The 16760-nt window shown below is 41.4% G+C and carries 18 protein-coding genes; 10 read left to right on the forward strand and 8 right to left on the reverse strand.

The genetic code is table 11. From position 1 onward, the window contains the following. Positions 1 to 366 precede the first annotated feature (366 nt). Entirely contained in the window at positions 367 to 783 is a 417-nt protein-coding gene (locus tag AC4E96_RS12580; protein ID WP_490256066.1) for an RNA recognition motif domain-containing protein, read from the forward strand. Between the two features lie 117 nt (positions 784 to 900). Then, positions 901 to 1998, forward strand: a complete 1098-nt coding sequence (gene trmA / locus AC4E96_RS12585; protein WP_490256067.1) for a tRNA (uridine(54)-C5)-methyltransferase TrmA — start codon at positions 901 to 903, stop codon at positions 1996 to 1998. 129 nt (positions 1999 to 2127) lie between these two features. On the opposite strand, the gene AC4E96_RS12590 is transcribed toward trmA, so the two are convergent. The 4 genes from AC4E96_RS12590 to fabR form a co-directional block, all read right to left on the reverse strand. Then, the gene (locus tag AC4E96_RS12590) at positions 2128 to 2274 is read right to left on the reverse strand and encodes a hypothetical protein (RefSeq protein WP_490256068.1); all 147 of its coding nucleotides are present in this window, start codon (positions 2272 to 2274) and stop codon (positions 2128 to 2130) included. 22 nt (positions 2275 to 2296) lie between these two features. Beyond that, positions 2297 to 2605: a helix-turn-helix domain-containing protein gene (locus AC4E96_RS12595; protein WP_488034020.1), complete on the reverse strand. Its 309-nt coding sequence runs from the start codon at positions 2603 to 2605 to the stop codon at positions 2297 to 2299. A 20-nt stretch (positions 2606 to 2625) separates the two neighbouring features. Then, positions 2626 to 3207, reverse strand: a complete 582-nt coding sequence (locus AC4E96_RS12600) for a hypothetical protein (RefSeq protein WP_490256069.1) — start codon at positions 3205 to 3207, stop codon at positions 2626 to 2628. 205 nt (positions 3208 to 3412) lie between these two features. Then, positions 3413 to 4045 carry an HTH-type transcriptional repressor FabR gene (gene fabR, locus AC4E96_RS12605; protein ID WP_488034022.1) on the reverse strand — a complete coding sequence of 211 codons (633 nt, stop codon included), beginning with the start codon at positions 4043 to 4045 and terminating at the stop codon, positions 3413 to 3415. 118 nt (positions 4046 to 4163) lie between these two features. Here fabR and AC4E96_RS12610 point away from each other — a divergent pair, with 118 nt between their 5' ends. Then, positions 4164 to 5321 carry an acyl-CoA desaturase gene (locus tag AC4E96_RS12610; protein ID WP_490256070.1) on the forward strand — a complete coding sequence of 386 codons (1158 nt, stop codon included), beginning with the start codon at positions 4164 to 4166 and terminating at the stop codon, positions 5319 to 5321. Positions 5322 to 5471: 150 nt separating this feature from the next. Beyond that, a complete protein-coding gene (gene sthA, locus AC4E96_RS12615; protein ID WP_488034024.1) occupies positions 5472 to 6908 on the forward strand; it encodes a Si-specific NAD(P)(+) transhydrogenase in 1437 nt (478 codons plus the stop codon). Positions 6909 to 7077: 169 nt separating this feature from the next. Here the strand turns inward: sthA and hemE are convergent, their stop codons facing one another. Both hemE and nudC read right to left on the reverse strand, forming a co-directional pair. Further along, a complete protein-coding gene (gene hemE, locus AC4E96_RS12620; RefSeq protein WP_490256071.1) occupies positions 7078 to 8145 on the reverse strand; it encodes a uroporphyrinogen decarboxylase in 1068 nt (355 codons plus the stop codon). A gap of 292 nt (positions 8146 to 8437) precedes the next feature. Next, positions 8438 to 9250: an NAD(+) diphosphatase gene (gene nudC, locus AC4E96_RS12625; RefSeq protein WP_490256072.1), complete on the reverse strand. Its 813-nt coding sequence runs from the start codon at positions 9248 to 9250 to the stop codon at positions 8438 to 8440. Positions 9251 to 9396: 146 nt separating this feature from the next. Here nudC and rsd point away from each other — a divergent pair, with 146 nt between their 5' ends. Then, on the forward strand, positions 9397 to 9858 hold the full coding sequence (gene rsd / locus AC4E96_RS12630) for a sigma D regulator (RefSeq protein ID WP_488034027.1): 462 nt from the start codon (positions 9397 to 9399) through the stop codon (positions 9856 to 9858). A 201-nt stretch (positions 9859 to 10059) separates the two neighbouring features. Beyond that, positions 10060 to 11409, forward strand: a complete 1350-nt coding sequence (locus AC4E96_RS12635) for a hypothetical protein (protein WP_490256073.1) — start codon at positions 10060 to 10062, stop codon at positions 11407 to 11409. Between the two features lie 193 nt (positions 11410 to 11602). On the opposite strand, the gene fkpA is transcribed toward AC4E96_RS12635, so the two are convergent. After that, positions 11603 to 12340 carry an FKBP-type peptidyl-prolyl cis-trans isomerase gene (fkpA, locus tag AC4E96_RS12640; RefSeq protein ID WP_488034029.1) on the reverse strand — a complete coding sequence of 246 codons (738 nt, stop codon included), beginning with the start codon at positions 12338 to 12340 and terminating at the stop codon, positions 11603 to 11605. 170 nt (positions 12341 to 12510) lie between these two features. Between fkpA and AC4E96_RS12645 the strand changes: the two genes are divergently transcribed. Both AC4E96_RS12645 and AC4E96_RS12650 read left to right on the forward strand, forming a co-directional pair. Next, positions 12511 to 13857, forward strand: a complete 1347-nt coding sequence (locus AC4E96_RS12645) for a WD40 repeat domain-containing protein (protein WP_490256074.1) — start codon at positions 12511 to 12513, stop codon at positions 13855 to 13857. After that, positions 13850 to 14086, forward strand: a complete 237-nt coding sequence (locus AC4E96_RS12650; RefSeq protein ID WP_488034031.1) for a SlyX family protein — start codon at positions 13850 to 13852, stop codon at positions 14084 to 14086. Before AC4E96_RS12645 ends, AC4E96_RS12650 begins: the two co-directional genes overlap by 8 nt. A 54-nt stretch (positions 14087 to 14140) precedes the next feature. Here the strand turns inward: AC4E96_RS12650 and AC4E96_RS12655 are convergent, their stop codons facing one another. After that, entirely contained in the window at positions 14141 to 14347 is a 207-nt protein-coding gene (locus tag AC4E96_RS12655) for a YheV family putative zinc ribbon protein (protein WP_488034032.1), read from the reverse strand. A gap of 162 nt (positions 14348 to 14509) precedes the next feature. On the opposite strand from AC4E96_RS12655, the gene AC4E96_RS12660 reads away from it, so the two are divergent. Both AC4E96_RS12660 and AC4E96_RS12665 read left to right on the forward strand, forming a co-directional pair. Further along, on the forward strand, positions 14510 to 16420 hold the full coding sequence (locus AC4E96_RS12660) for an ABC transporter ATP-binding protein (RefSeq protein WP_488034033.1): 1911 nt from the start codon (positions 14510 to 14512) through the stop codon (positions 16418 to 16420). A gap of 51 nt (positions 16421 to 16471) precedes the next feature. Continuing rightward, positions 16472 to 16760, forward strand: a 289-nt coding sequence (locus AC4E96_RS12665; RefSeq protein WP_490256075.1) for a TIGR02444 family protein, incomplete at its 3' end; no start/stop codon positions are given.

Below are 16760 nucleotides of genomic sequence, written 5' to 3' on the forward strand. Positions count from 1 at the left end.
GCGCATTCTACACTGCGACTTGTTGTTGTCAACGTTTTTCTTAATCTTTTTTGAAAAGTTTAAGTAGCGTTTTGAGTCTCAAACCATCCAAGAAAACTTGTTTTTTTGAAGTGTTTGATGTCTCCCTGACAACGAGGACGCATTTTAGGGAGTTTTAGATTTAACGCAAGTACTAATTCCAAATAATCCGATCTTTTACGATCGTTCGGTTAGATCTTGTTCGATCTGGTTATTAAGTGAAAGGATCCGGTATTTTTTGAGCAAGAAATAACTTGTAAAACAGCAAAGAGATAATAAGATAGGCGTTACGTGGACGCCCACGTGTATACATTAATGTTTTTTAAATCTTTTTTGAGAGTATGGACTATGTCTTTTAATTCTTCGGTATTTATTCCGGCGGCAGTAGTAACAGTAGTAGGGGCTATTTTCCTTTATGTAGTAGATCCACAAGTACCTGGTGCTGTGTTATTCGCAATCGGTGCATTACTTGCTGGTGCAGCAAGTTCTTTAGTTGGTACATCGGGTGAGCAACAAGCTCAAACCACTACTTTATATGTAGGTAATCTTCCTTATCGCGCAAATGAAGGAAGCGTTCGCGATCTTTTCAGTGAACACGGTACGGTCTTTTCAGTACGTTTGTTACGTGACAAGCAAACCGGTAAGCGTCGTGGTTTCGGATTTGTAGAGGTTGCAGCGAGTGACAGTAAAAAGGTGATCAACGCGTTAAATGATTTTGAGTTTCAAGAGCGTATGTTAAAAGTTCGCTTGGCAAACGATAAATAATTTACAGTTATCTCTATTAGAAAGGTCGCTTATGCGGCCTTTTTTATTGCTTAATTTAGAGTTTTTCGGTTTTTTTGCGTAAAATAACCTGTATTACTACTTTATAAGAAAATCACCATGCCTTTAGATACGATCAAGCCAGAGCAATACAATCAGCTTTTAGATGAAAAAATAGAGATCATTAACACCCAATTTAATGAATTTGGTATTCCAGCATTAGATGTATATGAATCTCCTACTCTCAACTATCGGATGCGCTGTGAATTTAGGGTCTGGCATGATGGCGATGATCTCTTTCACATCATGTTTGATAAAGAGACAAAAGAAAAGATCCGTATTGACCACTTTCCACCAGCGAGTAAGTTGATCGATGAGGTGATGCAAGATCTGTTAGAAGAATTAAAACCTAACGAAACATTACGTCGCAAGCTATTCCAGATTGACTACCTATCTACCTTAAGTGGTGAGATTCTTGTTAGCTTGTTATATCACAAGCAACTCGATGAAGAATGGACGCGAGAATGTGAAGCATTGAAAGCGCGCTTGTCTGAAAAGTACAGGATCGATTTTGTTGGTCGTGCTCGGAAACAAAAAGTGATCCTAGATCGCGACTTCGTTATAGAGAAGTTAACCGTTGATAATAAAGAGTACATATATAAGCAAGTCGAAAACAGTTTTACCCAACCAAATGCCGTAGTGTGTGAACATATGTTGAGTTGGGCAAAGAATGCCAAAGACTATAAAGGAGATTTGCTAGAACTATATTGTGGCAATGGTAACTTTTCGCTCGCGCTAGCGGACAAGTTTGATCGTGTATTAGCGACGGAAATATCTAAGACATCAGTGAATGCTGCTCAATACAATATAAAAGCGAACAACATCGACAACGTCGACATCATCCGTATGTCTGCGGAAGAGTTTACAGAAGCAATGAACGGGACTCGAACCTTTACTCGTTTGGAAGGCATAGATCTTAAAAGCTACAACTGTGACACGATCTTTGTCGATCCGCCACGAGCTGGCCTTGATGATGAAACTGTTAAGATGGTTCAGGCTTATGAAACGATCATTTATATCTCGTGTAACCCAGATACCCTATATGAAAACCTAAAAGTACTTGCTAATACCCATAATGTGGAAAAGTTCGCAGTATTCGATCAATTCCCTTATACCCATCACTTAGAATGTGGTGTGGTCTTAACGAAAAAAATATAAAGCTACTTACTGGTGCTTTAAAACAGCTAGTTTTAGTCCTCACTATACCTTGTTCAGCCAATTCCCCTACTAAGGAACAGTTGAATAAGGTACATATTTAAAGGCTGATGCAGTTCGGCAAACTCAAAATCAGCCTATCAAGCTTCCGATTTGCATCCCAAGGCTAAACAGTAATATTGATCCTGCGATAACAACTAATGTAACCGCACCTGAGTTCTCATTTGTAATCGTAAAAGAGTAACCTTGTTTTAATCTCGCAGAAGCTTTTTTGTTCATTGGATTAAGTTCCTTTTTAGAATTAGTTAATTGCTGTCGCGATTAAAAAACCCACTACCATTGAGCCAAACACCAATATAAATCTCTCAATCCAAGGATTTTTCGTAGGCGCCATAGTAATGACTTCTACTTCCCGATCCGGAACTACAATATCCGATTGCTCGATTTCCAATACCGATGCTAAGGCCCCAACAGTTTCATTAGAAGCATTGCCGTATCGCTCAACGCGTTGAATAGTTCTTAAGCTCAAGCCACAAGCATCGGCCAAATGTTGCTGAGTCCAATTACGACTCGTTCGACTGTCTTTTATTAATTGAGCGTTAATATCCATTATTTAATAACTCCACACGACTAAAACCAAGACGCCATAAACTCTAAAGCACTTTTAAGAAGTGGAATGCTCTCATCGTTTAACAAGATAAACATCATAAAGAAGCCCAAGATAAAGCCAAAAACCGCCCCAACTATCACATTTCGTTTTGCGGCTTTTTCATCATATACGTTCTCATTTTTACCGTGCGTTTGTAGTAGCTTTTTAGTTTCTACATGAACTCCATCTCGAATTAAAATACAGTGAAGCTCACCGGTAAGTCGGTTAATAATATTGAACTCTACTTCGAAGGTAACCCCATTGTGAATAAAACTGTGAACAGAGGGGTTAGACAGAAATACTCGACGTTGAGAAATAAGCTTTCCATCTACTTTGATCACTTCTTTCCCAGACCAGCCCGATCCCCAGCACTCTATAACACTTCCATTAACATGAAAGGTAAATGTAACGCCTTGGAATAGTGCTTTTTTGGCATCTAACTTCTGAACACCAACAGTATCCTCCAATTTTTTCGTATCGGTAGCGTCAACGTCAGATGAACTGACGGTAGCATCGACCCCAGAAGTTTTTGTTAGATGGGTGTTATCACTTGGTGTAGTCATTTTTAATTCCTTGTCACTTGATACAAATTGTTTTGTGTTGCAATCAAGTTAACCAAACTTTTTGTATTCTACGTACGACACTTGGATGACTGTGTCCCCTTTTGTCATATGACAGAATGTGACAGTCATGTGTCACCCCTTGTTTTTACTGACTTACAAGACTTGAGTAAATATTCAACACCCAATGAAGACAAAGCCAAAGTCATTAGTTTCTACGCGATGATTCTGAGCCACGAATAACAAACCTTAACTGCTGGACAATCTTTTCGGCCAGTACTTCTCGTTTTTCTGTACTCAAATCTAAAGCTTCTGCCCCGGCATTAAATACAATTGTCACTAATGCATCGGCTTCATACCATGCGTCTGTATGAGAAGCTTGAGTTCGAGCTTGAATATATTCCGTCAGCTCTTCTACAAAGTGTTGAATTTCACGTGAAACCGCACGGCGAAAAGCTTTTGATGTACCACTGCGCTCACGCAATAGCAGCCTGAACTCATTGTCATTGATCTCAACAAATTCCATAAAGGTTTCAACAGAAGTATGCACAACACTCCCTTTGCCTTTTTCAATTCGAGCACGAGCCTGGCGCATTAACTGACGCAACATCAGTCCTGCTTCATCAACCAAGGTTAATCCCAGCTCATCCATATCTTTAAAGTGACGATAAAAGGAAGTTGGAGCGATGCCTGCCTCTCTTGCCACTTCGCGAAGACTTAGATTCGCAAAGCTATGATCAGCACTTAACATGCTAAAAGCCGCATCTATGATCGTACGGCGCGTTTGTTCTTTTTGTTGCGCTCGTGTTCTAACTAATTCTGGGCCACTTTTTTTGTTCATAATTTCAATCACATTCAGTTTTAAGCGTACACATGTACAATTTATTGGCTCAATAAAGTTGATTTTATAAGCACTTTAGATAAACTCAGCGTACAGTTGTAAGCTAAGAGTATACCCAATGTCAGCCTCATCCGATTCAAGCCCTCACCAACCACCTATTTTATGGGTTAATGTATTGGTGTTCTCCATTACCTTCGCTATTGCGCTCATTGGCGTTCCACTCTACGCCTACTTTTTCGGTTTGGGAATTGAACATCTAATCGCGACAACGTTAGCGTTAGGATTCGCGGGTATGTCAATCACTGTCGGCTACCATAGACTTTGGTCACACCGAACGTACGAGGCTCACCCTTTTATCCAGTTTGTCTTGGCACTTGGTGGTGCTTTTGCATTGCAAAACAGTGCACTGCATTGGTCTTCAGATCACAGAATACATCATAAATTTGTTGATCAAAATGACAAAGACCCGTATTCCGCCAAACGTGGTTTTTGGTTTAGTCATATAGGTTGGATGTTACGTGATTACCAAGGCGATAAATACCACGACTATTCGAACTGTCGTGATTTACAAAAAAACAAAATCGTCATGTGGCAACACAAGTATTACCTGCCACTTGCACTTGGAATGAATTTTGGTATTCCACTTATATTAGGCGTGATATTCAACGATATATGGGGAATGTTGCTTACCGTGGGCGTACTGCGTTTAGTCCTTAGTCATCATTTCACGTTTTTTATTAACTCACTGGCGCATATTTGGGGCAAACAGCCATACACAGATAAAAACACCGCACGCGATAACTTCTTCCTATCTCTTGTGACCTATGGCGAAGGTTATCACAACTATCACCATATCTTTGAAAACGACTATCGTAACGGAATCCGTTGGTATCACTTCGATCCATCCAAGTGGTTTATAAAAAGTATGAGCTACTTAGGTCTGACAAAAAAGCTGCGAGTGGTACCTGAAGAAAAAATAAAAGCCGCTAAGTGGCGTATGCAAAAACAAAAAACAAAACAGAACCTATTGCAACTTCCTAGTAAAAATGAAGTCGTAGACAAACTCGAAAAAGAATACGAGCAGCTAATTAAGTCATTCAAAGAATTTGTTGAAACTAAAAAAGCCTATTTGGCCGCGTTAGAAGAAAAGGCGAAAAAACAACGAGTTTCTGATACTGCACTTGCAGAACTGAAAGCGAATTACGAAGAATTAAAACGCCAATGGCAAGCACAGCAAAAACAGTGGCAACGCTTTTTAGTCCAAGTTAACGCTTAAAATAGGTAGATTTGTTGACAAAAAGCCTCAGTACGACAATAACTTTTACTTAAATGATTCATTCTCTAAGTTTTAATTCTTTGTTAAACTTACGAGATATTAATGAAATGAATTCATTCCAGATTAGTTAGACGTGACGAAGGTGTATTTGTGACCACTAAAAAACAAAAAAACCAAGCAGAACAAAAGCCACAATCATTCCAGTACGATGCCATTGTAATTGGTACCGGCCCTGGTGGTGAAGGTGCAGCAATGAACTTGACCAAAGCAGGCAAGAAAGTTGCGGTAATTGAAAAGCACAGTCAAGTTGGTGGTGGCTGTACACACTGGGGAACGATTCCGTCAAAAGCATTGCGTCACTCAGTTAGTCGCTTAGTTGAATACAACAGCAATCCGCTATTCAACAAAACAGAAAAAGCGGCGACATTAACGTTCGACAACATCTTAGAACACACAACCAAAGTAATTCGTGACCAAGTCCGTCTACGCGGTGGTTTTTACGATCGTAACGATGTGACGATTTATCATGGTTCAGCGTCTTTTATCGATAAGCACACATTAAAGTTGGAGCTATTAGACGGTTCGGTTGAAACACTGACGGCAGAAAATATCGTTATCGCAACGGGTTCTCGTCCATACAACCCTGTTGACGTTGACTTCAAACATCCTCGTGTTTACGACTCAGATACGATTTTATCTCTTAAGCACCAACCTAAAAACATCATCATTTATGGTGCCGGTGTTATTGGATGTGAGTACGCGTCTATCTTTAGAGGCTTGGGTTGTAAAGTTGATCTAATCAACACTCGTGAGCGTCTGTTGTCTTTCATGGATGCCGAAATGACCGACTCACTGAGCTACCACTTCTGGAATAGCGGTATTGTGATTCGTCACGGTGAAGAATACGACAAAATTGTAGCGGATGACGATGGTGTGATCATGACACTGAAGTCAGGCAAGCGCATGAAAGCTGACTGTATTTTATTTGCTAATGGTCGTACAGGTAATACAGACAGCTTAAATCTTGATGCTATTGGTCTGAAAGCGAACTCTCGTGGCTCATTGGCCGTAGACAAAACCTACAAGACTGAGGTTGACAATATCTTTGCCGTCGGCGATGTCATTGGTTACCCAAGTCTAGCAAGTGCTGCGTATGACCAAGGCCGTATTTGTGCCGACTACATGCTAAACCTTACGACTGAAGGTAAATTAATCGACGATATCCCAACAGGTATTTATACGATTCCAGAAATGTCTTCTGTGGGTAAAACGGAACAAGAGTTAACAGCAGCCAAAATCCCTTACGAAGTGGGACGTTCATCATTTAAACACCTAGCTCGTGCCCAAATTGGTGCGACGCCGGTTGGTGGTTTGAAGATTTTATTCCATTGTGAAACAAAGGAAATTTTGGGCATTCACTGTTTTGGTGAACAAGCCGCTGAGATCATTCATATCGGTCAGGCCGTGATGCAACAAAAAGGCACAGCCAATACCATCGAATACTTTATTCATACTACATTTAACTACCCGACGATGGCGGAAGCTTATCGCGTTGCGGCGTTAAATGGTTTAAACCGCCTGTTCTAACTCATTAGAACAATCAGGTAATAAAAAACGCTTACAGGTTTTATCCTCTAAGCGTTTTTTTATGCCTATACTACTCGTCTTTTCCTATTCAAATAGCCAACATTTTTAAACATCGGCTATTTGCATCTACTTTAAAGGCGAAGACGACTCGTAATAACGACTAATAATTCTATTTGTGATATTCGCCCGAATAGTCCGCAACTGCGTTAATAAATGCGCCGGCATTTTCTGGAGACACATCAGGTGTAATACCGTGACCTAGGTTAAAGACGTGACCTGTGCCACTGTCACCATAATCAGCAAGAATCGTTTTTACTTCTTCGCGAATGCGCTCTGGTGTTGCGTAAAGCATAGACGGGTCCATGTTACCTTGTAATGCGACTTTATCACCAACACGACGTTTAGCATCTGCGATATTAATAGTCCAGTCTAAACCTAACGCATCAGCACCCGTTTCAGCCATTAGCTCTAACCACTGACCACCATTTTTAGTAAATAGCGTCACAGGAACTTTGCGACCTTCGTTTTCACGAGTCAAACCATCCACGATTTTTTGCATATAGCTAAGAGAAAACTCTTTGTAATCACGTGGTGTTAATACGCCACCCCAAGTGTCAAAAATCATCACAGATTGTGCACCTGCCGCGATTTGAGCGTTTAGGTAACTTGTTACTGAATCTGCAACCTTGTCTAGTAGCTGATGCATCATTTTAGGCTCTGAATACATCATGCCTTTAACTTTAGAGAAGGTTTTGGTGCCGCTGCCTTCAACCATGTAAGTTGCCAATGTCCAAGGACTTCCAGAAAAGCCAATTAACGGAACACTACCTTTTAATTCACGACGAATCGTACGAACCGCGTTCATTACATATTGAAGTTCACCTTCCGGATCTGGAATTGGCAGCTTATCAATGTCAGCTTTGGTTTTGATTGGGTTGCTAAAACGCGGACCTTCACCCGTTTCAAAATACAAGCCCAAACCCATTGCATCTGGAATGGTCAAAATATCAGAAAAAAGAATCGCCGCATCAAGAGGGTAACGACGCAAAGGTTGCATTGTCACTTCACATGCAAGTTCAGCGTTTTTACACAATGACATAAAATCGCCTGCTTCAGCTCGAGTCGCACGATACTCAGGTAAATAACGGCCAGCTTGGCGCATCATCCAAACCGGAGTACGGTCTACAGGTTCTTTTAATAAGGCACGTAAATAACGATCATTCTTTAATTCAGTCATGGGCATTCTCAAAAATTTTATTGTCGGCGATTTTAACAGATGTCTAGAATTCACTCCATACAATCCTTTAAATTCGCACTATAGAATCAAATCATATAAAGACTCATTTCTATATTCGAAATAAGTTTGTATTAATTTATGGTTAAATCTTGCACACCCAGATCGCCAGTGCTATAAATACTGCGCGCTCAAGAAAAACTATAATAAAAACTCACAAGTTGAGCTCACGCGCTAGAAAAATTCGACCACTCTTAGGAGTGGTTTTTTCTTTTCTACACCATCAAAAACGCATCTATCCTCGTTTAATTAATTTCTTCGTATGTGCGATTAGCTGACCAGAAATCGTCTTAGTTGGCGGTGTTGGTGGCAGCTCGTCAAAAGTAAACCAATCTGCGGCTTCAATTTCATCATCACACAGATTCAATTCGCCAGAGTCATACTCCGCTGTAAAGCCAACCATCAAACTATGCGGGAAAGGCCAAGGCTGACTGTCAAAGTATTTGAGGTTTTTGATCTTGATACCGACCTCTTCGAACACTTCACGATGAGCGGCTTGCTCGAGTGTTTCACCACTTTCTACAAACCCAGCCAAAATACTGTAAAAGCCAGACGTACTTCGTTTGTTTTTGGCTAATAGTATATTTTTACCATTGCGAATAGCCACAATCACAACTGGAGAAATGCGCGGATAACAACGATGACGACAAGGCTGGCATTGCGTCGCAAGCTCCCAATCAATAAGTGTCATCGGCTCGCCACATTGACCACAAAATTTGTGGGTTTTTAAAAAGAGATTGACTTGAAAAGCACGCGATGCGAATTCAAACATACTTTCATGCTCAAACAATACCGAGCGCATTCCATAAAAGTCATCAATGGGTAATGAGCTCTCATCTTCTGACTCGACCGAAATAGTGTAGACAGGGTCGCCTTCTAGTTCACCAATTATGTGGACTCGTTGAGGAGGCTCAATGTCCAGGTTCAAGTCGTCAAAACGGCCGAAAGGAATATTATTATGTGGACTCGGCATAAAGATCCGATGAGTGTGAATGATGCACCACCAGCCTTCTAAATCATCTGAAAATGGCTTACTGTGTTGGATCATAAGAGCCCCTTTATCCGAGCAGTTTTGTGATGAGGATATTCTAAACCACAAAGCTTCAAATCCAATGTGTTAATTTAAAAATAGGGTCTATAATTTTAATTAACATTATGGAAAACAAACGATCTTTCAAAGAGGAAGGTGCAGTCATGTTAGTAAGGCAAGAACAAACCGAACAAAAATACGGCGGCTCTCATAGCGCTATCGACACTTGGTTATCTGAGCGGCAAACACTTCTTGTGAAGTACTGTGAGTTAGCTGGATTACCGCCTTTCGAATCAAACAAAAATTCTCTTCCCGACTACGCAGTCATTACCGAATTTTGTCAAATCCTTATCGATTATTTATCCGCAGGTCACTTTGAAGTGTACGACGAAATCGTCGAGCAATGTTCAGGCACTGACAGTGCAGATTTAGCCAATCGTTTGTATCCTCAAATTACCGAGACAACTCAAACCTTAGTTGACTTCAACGACAAATACTCTAATCTTCCCGCAAATTCTGAGTTTGTCGGTTTTGATAACGACCTTTCTGAGTTAGGGTCTACCTTAGAAAACAGAATGGAATTAGAAGACGAATTAATACACGCCTACTACACCAAACAAAAATAGCAGAAAGTACCATGCACCTGGTTTGGGAAATTATCTGTCAGTGCAGCTTTTTCAGAACACACTGCCTCAAAACGCCCCCTTTTTTGGGAAAACGTTTGGCCCATAAAATATGAGAAAGCTACACTGGTGATTGGCTGTTTATAGATAGGAGGCTATCGTCTAACTCAGCAGTCTCAACCCTATAGGAGTAACATCAGGACAATGTCGGTTTTCACAAAAGGCGTATTGGCGATTATTATCATCACAGCCATCGCAATGACGACACTTTTCTATTTAATCACGGCCCCGACTCCACTTTTAAAGCCCAATCCTGAAATTAACGCCCAACAAGTCACTAAAGCTCGTACCGCGCTCGGTCGTATCGCTCGGCAACTTAAAGGCGATGATGACAAATTAGACGTCGTCATTAATCAAGATGAAATAGATGGCTTGGCTAATTTAGCGGCGAGTACTCTCAAGCGCACACGCATTGAAGCTTTTATTCAGAATCAACAGCTCACGGCAGCCGTATCATTCCAACCTTATGAGTCAAGACCTCAGCTTTTTATCAATGCCTACTGCACGTTCTCACAAGGCACTCTAGAGTTTAAAGTCGAATACTGCCAAGTAGGTCAATTACCAATTTCAGCGTCTGTTGCTAATTGGCTAATATCAAAAGGTTTAACCAAGTTATTGGGTCCAGAGCTTGGTCCTTCATTCGAACGAGTCGCAAAACAAATCGACATTAACGATGACCAATTACGCTTGTTTACTCAAAGGCCAGAACAATTTAATAAACACAAATTAAAACAATCGTTAGTAGCCGTTTCTCAAAGCGTCACCAGTGATTATTTAGGTATTGAATTAAACCCGGAGAGCTTTACTGCATACGTCGAAGTGTTAAAGGCAATTCAAATACCTAATCAATCATTGGCCTACTACACCCAACCTCTTTTTGAGGAAGTAAAAAACCGAACGGCCAACCTAAAACAAATAGCTGCCTACAGAAAAAGAACCTCAGCAGGTGATGTAGGCAAAATAAATACTTCTATTGAAATAATAGAAAACCGGGCTGCAATATGGGCGCTTGCGTCATTTTTTGGCGATCCTCGTTTTGCTCAGTTTGCCGGACTTAACTTTAATAAATCATCCAAGAGCCCATACACACCGACACTCTCTGGAAGAACTGACCTAGCACTACATTTTCTTTACTCCGCGGTATTAGACCAAATTGGCGGTTCTGACTTTGGTTTCAAAATTGGTGAGTTAAAAGAACTTAATGATTCGGACTTTGGTGGCAGTGGATATAGCTTTGCAGATCTGGCGGCGGATAAAGCCGGTATTATGTTCAGTCAACGCTTAACCGCCTCAACAAGTAGTGCGATGACTGCACAGCAATACTTAGCAAATAAACACACCGAAAATAGCTACTTCCCGTCTATCGATAACCTACCAGAAAACTTGAGTTACCAAGAGTTATCCGACCAAATTGGTACTATTAACTCAAACTCTTACAAGCAACTTACAGAGATAGTGAGACAGCGCATTGAATCGTTGAGCTTGTATCAGTGATTTTGGCTACAAGGCCGATAATAAAGGCCTCTTCACCAACACTTTGAGACAGTTTTTTCAAAAAGATTTAAAAAGATATTTGTAAAAACAAATTGTAGGTATAAAAAACGCGAGACTAAATGCTCACGTTTTTCTTTTAAGAATTTTATTAATCGCTAAGCCACATAAAAGAGGCTCTCGATTCTAAATAAAATTATTCTGCTGCACTCTCAGGTGATTCAAAGTCAAATAATTCAACTTCGAAGATCAATGTAGAGTGTGGAGGAATTGAACCCGCGTTACGTGAACCGTACGCTAATTCAGACGGGATGTAGAACTTGTACTTCGCGCCTTTTGACATGTACTGTAAACCTTCAGTCCAGCCAGGGATTACACGGTTAAGGCCAAAGCTAATCGTTTCGCCACGTTCAACTGATGAGTCAAAGACTGTACCGTCTATTAACGTACCGTGGTAATGAACGGTTACTGTTGAGTCAGCCGTTGGCTTTTCGCCTTCGCCTTCTTGTAGTACTTCGTACTGAAGACCAGATTCAGTTACCGTTACTTCACTGCGCTTAGCGTTTTCTTCTAAGAACTTAACGCCTGCTTCTTTTGCTTCAGAGGCTAGCTTTTCTTGTTTTTCAGCTTGTAGCTTACGAACAGTGCTTTCTAGGCTCGTCATTGCTGTTTCGATTTCTTCGTCAGATAACTTAACAGTGTCACTTAACGCATCTTGAATGCCGCTAACGATCATATCTTGTTCAAGGTTCACACCAATTTCATTGTTCTTTTCTAGGTTATTTTTCAGGTAAGAACCCATCTGCGCACCAATAGCGTAGCTTTGCTTTTGAACTTCTGTTTCTGGCGTAGCGGTTTCTTTTTTATCTGCACCACAAGCACTAACAACGGCAATGGCTGCAGCGATGGCAGTTAGTTTTACTGCTTTATTCATGTTCTCTCCAATATTATGATTGTTTTTTGTGACCAAGAAGCGTTAAACAATTGGTCTACCAACGTATTTTAACGTTGGGCTACATTTTTCGATCCGAAGTAGCCTATACTAGCGATTAACAAAGTAAAGAAAAACCCTTTACCCAGCTAAAACCGATAACGAGGTAAACATTGCTTATTACTAAAGGAATGTCACAAAGCATCCACCAGCGCACTCAAGGTCTCGGCGACATTGCATATAGACCTACAAAGATAAGCGGCGATAGTCTAAAAAAAGGATTAGCCGGATTAATAGCTAGCCTCTCGCTTGTCCTACTTTCGGGTTGTGAGCCTCACAGTGACACACCAAGCCGCCAATTCCAAGCGGCGCAGCAAGGTGCATTTGACGCGACGGTATCGCAATCGGGCCAATATGCCGTGATCTCCTCTTTATACCATGGTGTCGCACTTTGGGATCTCAAGGCCGAAGGACTTAAATATCAATGGTCACACGACCAATCTAATCAAGCCTTAAGCTTTGACGACGGTGAATCAACGGCCATCATGAGCGACGGCAACATGATCTTTGCCACCGCTATTTCTGATAACGACAGCCATGCCGTGCTTGCCGACAAACACAACTTCTCCATGTGGGACATAAACACTGGTGAAAACGTTGGATTTTGGCAGGTCAAAAAATCAAAAGTTCAGATTCGTCCCGAGACAATTTCTGATAGCGCTTGGGTTCGAGGTGCCAAGTCCCCAAACATGACAGAAAATGACGAGCCCAAATTAGGCCAAATAGACATTGTAGACCGTGATAAATGTATTAATGTATTAGAAGTCAACAACGAACGATGCATGATTTTGGGTACTATCCGTGCCATTGAAGTCTCCAATGGTGGTAAACACATCGTCATCGGTAAAAGTAATGGCATGGTGACTCACATTACCGTCGAATCAGGTCGCCGTTTAGAATTCATGGGACATCAGTCAGGGCTACTGGACGAAAATGGTGAGCCAGTGCAAATCAGTAACACAATTAACAGCTTGGATATATCGCCTAATGGACGTTATGTCTTGACCGGCTCTAGTGATAACAACGCTTACTTGTGGGACACAAAAACGGGACAAGTCGTTTATCAATTTAGACACAGCAGTCGCGTGACTAAAGTAGCATTAGATCCTAAAGGTCGTTTTGCTTTTACCGCCGATAGCAAGAAACAGTCCCGAATCTGGGATTTAAAGACCGGAAAAGTTTTATCAAGCTTAGACTTTTTCAATCGCCAAGAAATCTTCTCTAGCGCTAATTTTAGTGACGATGGCAAATGGCTTGTCACTGGTGCACCAACTCGTGAATTAACCCTTTGGGATGTGAAAACTGGTGAACAAGGACAACAATGGGTAGTAACCGCAAGGAAAGGCTCACGCCCTGCCAGTGCAATCGTGTATAGTGCGACGTTTATTAATAATGGCACTCAAGTCATCAGTCTAAGTTCGGCTGGATTGAGTGAAGTATGGGAGGTTGAGCGTGAGTGATTCACAAAGCAAACTGGTCAATGAGTTATTAACAAGAATTGAATCGTTGGAAAGCCAGCTGGCGTTTCAGGAAGACACGATTGAACAACTAAACGATCAAATTACCAAAACCAATTTACAATTCTCGGTAGTGACTAGGCAAATTGAGTTATTGGCTCAAAAGATTTCGGAAAGCAAAGGCTCGAACATCGCCGACATGTCGGAAGAGACACCACCGCCGCACTATTAAAGACAAGCCTTGTATAGTTTGTGAACAGTTACACACTACACAAGGCTGTATTTTCTAATCTTCTGGGTTAAATACACCGATGATTTGTTCAAACTGGCGAGTGGCACCCTGAACGGCGTTATCGGGTTGAGTCATTTGGTGGTGACAGCTTTGACACTCCACTTTTTCAACATTGTTTTCAACGAACAACATCATAGTGTCCATTTCTTTACATTCAGGACACGTCGCCCCGGCGATAAAACGCTTTTTCTTTTTGGTCATGGTTACCTCTATATTTAGACCGCGCAGTGTAAACCAATTTCACAAACTTATAAAATACTACTCAGGGGTATACGTAACGAACCGCAAGTTATACCATTCGCTTGCCCAATAATTTGTGCCCAAACGACTTATATCCAATAAACTAGGAACTCCGATTTTTTCATGCTGCAAATATCGCAACTTACATTACAACTTGGCAACAAGGTCTTATTTGAAAACACTTCTGCGACCATTTTTCCTGGTCACAAAATCGGTATCGTTGGCGCAAACGGTTGTGGCAAGTCTACGCTATTCAATTTAATCCGAGGTGAACTTGGTAATGACGGCGGTGAAATTTCCTACCCTAAAGGTTGGCAACTGGCTTGGGTAAAACAAGAAACACCTGGGCTAGATAGATCCGCTCTGGATTATGTAATTGATGGTCATCAAGCTTATCGTCAACTACAAGAACAGCTTAATGACGCTGAGCAAAAAGACGATGGTCATAAAATTGCCCAGCTACATCACGAGTTGGAAGCCATCAATGCTTATACAATTCCGGCCAGAGCAGGCGAGCTGCTAAGCGGATTAGGCTTTGATGCCGATGCACAACAGCGTCCGGTTAGAAGTTTTTCGGGTGGTTGGCGTATGCGTCTCAATCTAGCTCAAGCGCTAATGATTGACAGTGACTGTTTACTTCTCGACGAGCCAACTAACCACTTGGATTTGGATGCGGTTATTTGGCTTGAAAAATGGCTTAAACGCTATGAAGGCACGATATTGTTGATCTCACACGACCGTGATTTTATCGACAATATCTGCCAGGGTATCTTGCACGTCGAAAACAAATCCTTGAACAGTTACACAGGCAACTACTCAACTTTTGAAACACAACGTGCCGAACGATTAGCTCAGCAGCAAGCAACATTTGAAAAACAACAAACTGAAATTAAACACATTCAGTCATTCATCGACCGATTTAAAGCGAAAGCATCAAAAGCCAAACAAGCCCAGAGCCGAGTTAAGATGCTCGAGCGGATGGAAAAAATTGCTCCGGCTCACGTCGATTCACAATTTAGCTTTGAGTTTTTACCCGCTACAAATATTCCAAATCCTATAATCAAAATGGATCAAGTCGCCGCAGGTTATGGTGATGTTGAGATTCTATCAAAGATAAGACTGAATCTAGTTCCAGGCAGTCGAATCGGCTTATTGGGTAGAAACGGCGCCGGTAAATCAACACTTATAAAAACCTTAGCTAAGAGCATTGCACCTTTAAGTGGTGAGTTTGAATATAGTAAGCACTTACGTATTGGATACTTTGCACAGCACCAATTAGACACATTAACCCCTGGTCAGTCACCGCTTGAGCACTTGATGCTGTTGGATGATAAATTACTCGAACAACCGGCTCGAGATTACCTTGGTGGCTTTGGGTTTATGGGCGATCAGGCCCTAGACAAAATTGACAACTTTTCAGGTGGCGAAAAAGCAAGATTAGTATTGGCGCTAATCGTTTACCAAAAGCCAAACCTATTACTACTCGATGAGCCTACCAACCACTTAGATATCGAAATGCGCCAAGCGTTAGCGATTGCATTACAGGGTTTTGAAGGCGCCATGATCCTCATTGCCCACGATAGGCATTTATTGAAATCGACCTGTGATGATTTGTACCTAGTCGATGCGGGTCAAGTCGCTCCATTTAATGGAGATCTAGACGACTATCACCAGTGGCTACTTGAGCAAGATCGTCAGGCCAATCAAACACTTAATGATAGCTCTGACAAAGAACATTCGGCACAAGCCAAAAAAGAACAAAAGCGCAAAGAAGCTGAAATGAGAAAGGCGATTTCTCCACTTAAGAAAGAAGCCGACAAGCTCGCCAAGAAACAAGAAAAAATCACCAATCAACTCGCTGAAATAGAAGAGAAAATGGCAGATTCTGAGCTATACTCAGAAGCGCGCAAGGCCGAATTAACCGAACTACTCGCCAGTCAAGCTAGCTTAAAAGCTCAATTGGAAGAGACCGAATTAGAGTGGTTTGATATTGAGGAACAAATCGAAACCTTACGTGCTAGCTTTGAGCTATAATTTAGAGCAAAGTCAGAGCAGCCCGTGATGTTCGTCAAATAAAGGAGTCTTATGTCGACAGTACAAATTGAACCAACCGAGTTGTGGCAATTTAGCATAACGACCTATCAGCAAGTGGATGTACAACAAGAACTACTAGGCTGGCAAAACAGCTATGGCGGTAATGTCAATTTGGCGCTGTTTTGCTTGTATTGTGATGACTTGGGCATCCAGATCAGTGAGCAAGAGCTCGAGTTTCTCCACCAGCAAGTCAGTCAGTTCTCCATTCAGTTTACCCAATCTATTCGAGTCACTCGAGAGCACTTCAAACAGCAAAAAGCATTGTTAGACCAATACGATG

This window comes from Psychrosphaera sp. (genome assembly GCF_982872775.1).

Excerpts from the sequence above, each read along its gene's own strand:
- AC4E96_RS12600 (WP_490256069.1), bottom strand. The coding sequence starts at position 3,207 with ATGACTACACCAAGTGATAACACCCATCTAACAAAAACTTCTGGGGTC.
- rsd (WP_488034027.1), top strand. The coding sequence starts at position 9,397 with ATGTTAGTAAGGCAAGAACAAACCGAACAAAAATACGGCGGCTCTCAT.
- AC4E96_RS12655 (WP_488034032.1), bottom strand. The coding sequence starts at position 14,347 with ATGACCAAAAAGAAAAAGCGTTTTATCGCCGGGGCGACGTGTCCTGAA.
- AC4E96_RS12590 (WP_490256068.1), bottom strand. The coding sequence starts at position 2,274 with ATGAACAAAAAAGCTTCTGCGAGATTAAAACAAGGTTACTCTTTTACG.
- AC4E96_RS12595 (WP_488034020.1), bottom strand. The coding sequence starts at position 2,605 with ATGGATATTAACGCTCAATTAATAAAAGACAGTCGAACGAGTCGTAAT.
- trmA (WP_490256067.1), top strand. The coding sequence starts at position 901 with ATGCCTTTAGATACGATCAAGCCAGAGCAATACAATCAGCTTTTAGAT.
- nudC (WP_490256072.1), bottom strand. The coding sequence starts at position 9,250 with ATGATCCAACACAGTAAGCCATTTTCAGATGATTTAGAAGGCTGGTGG.
- AC4E96_RS12610 (WP_490256070.1), top strand. The coding sequence starts at position 4,164 with ATGTCAGCCTCATCCGATTCAAGCCCTCACCAACCACCTATTTTATGG.
- hemE (WP_490256071.1), bottom strand. The coding sequence starts at position 8,145 with ATGACTGAATTAAAGAATGATCGTTATTTACGTGCCTTATTAAAAGAA.
- fkpA (WP_488034029.1), bottom strand. The coding sequence starts at position 12,340 with ATGAATAAAGCAGTAAAACTAACTGCCATCGCTGCAGCCATTGCCGTT.
- AC4E96_RS12580 (WP_490256066.1), top strand. The coding sequence starts at position 367 with ATGTCTTTTAATTCTTCGGTATTTATTCCGGCGGCAGTAGTAACAGTA.
- fabR (WP_488034022.1), bottom strand. The coding sequence starts at position 4,045 with ATGAACAAAAAAAGTGGCCCAGAATTAGTTAGAACACGAGCGCAACAA.
- AC4E96_RS12635 (WP_490256073.1), top strand. The coding sequence starts at position 10,060 with ATGTCGGTTTTCACAAAAGGCGTATTGGCGATTATTATCATCACAGCC.
- AC4E96_RS12660 (WP_488034033.1), top strand. The coding sequence starts at position 14,510 with ATGCTGCAAATATCGCAACTTACATTACAACTTGGCAACAAGGTCTTA.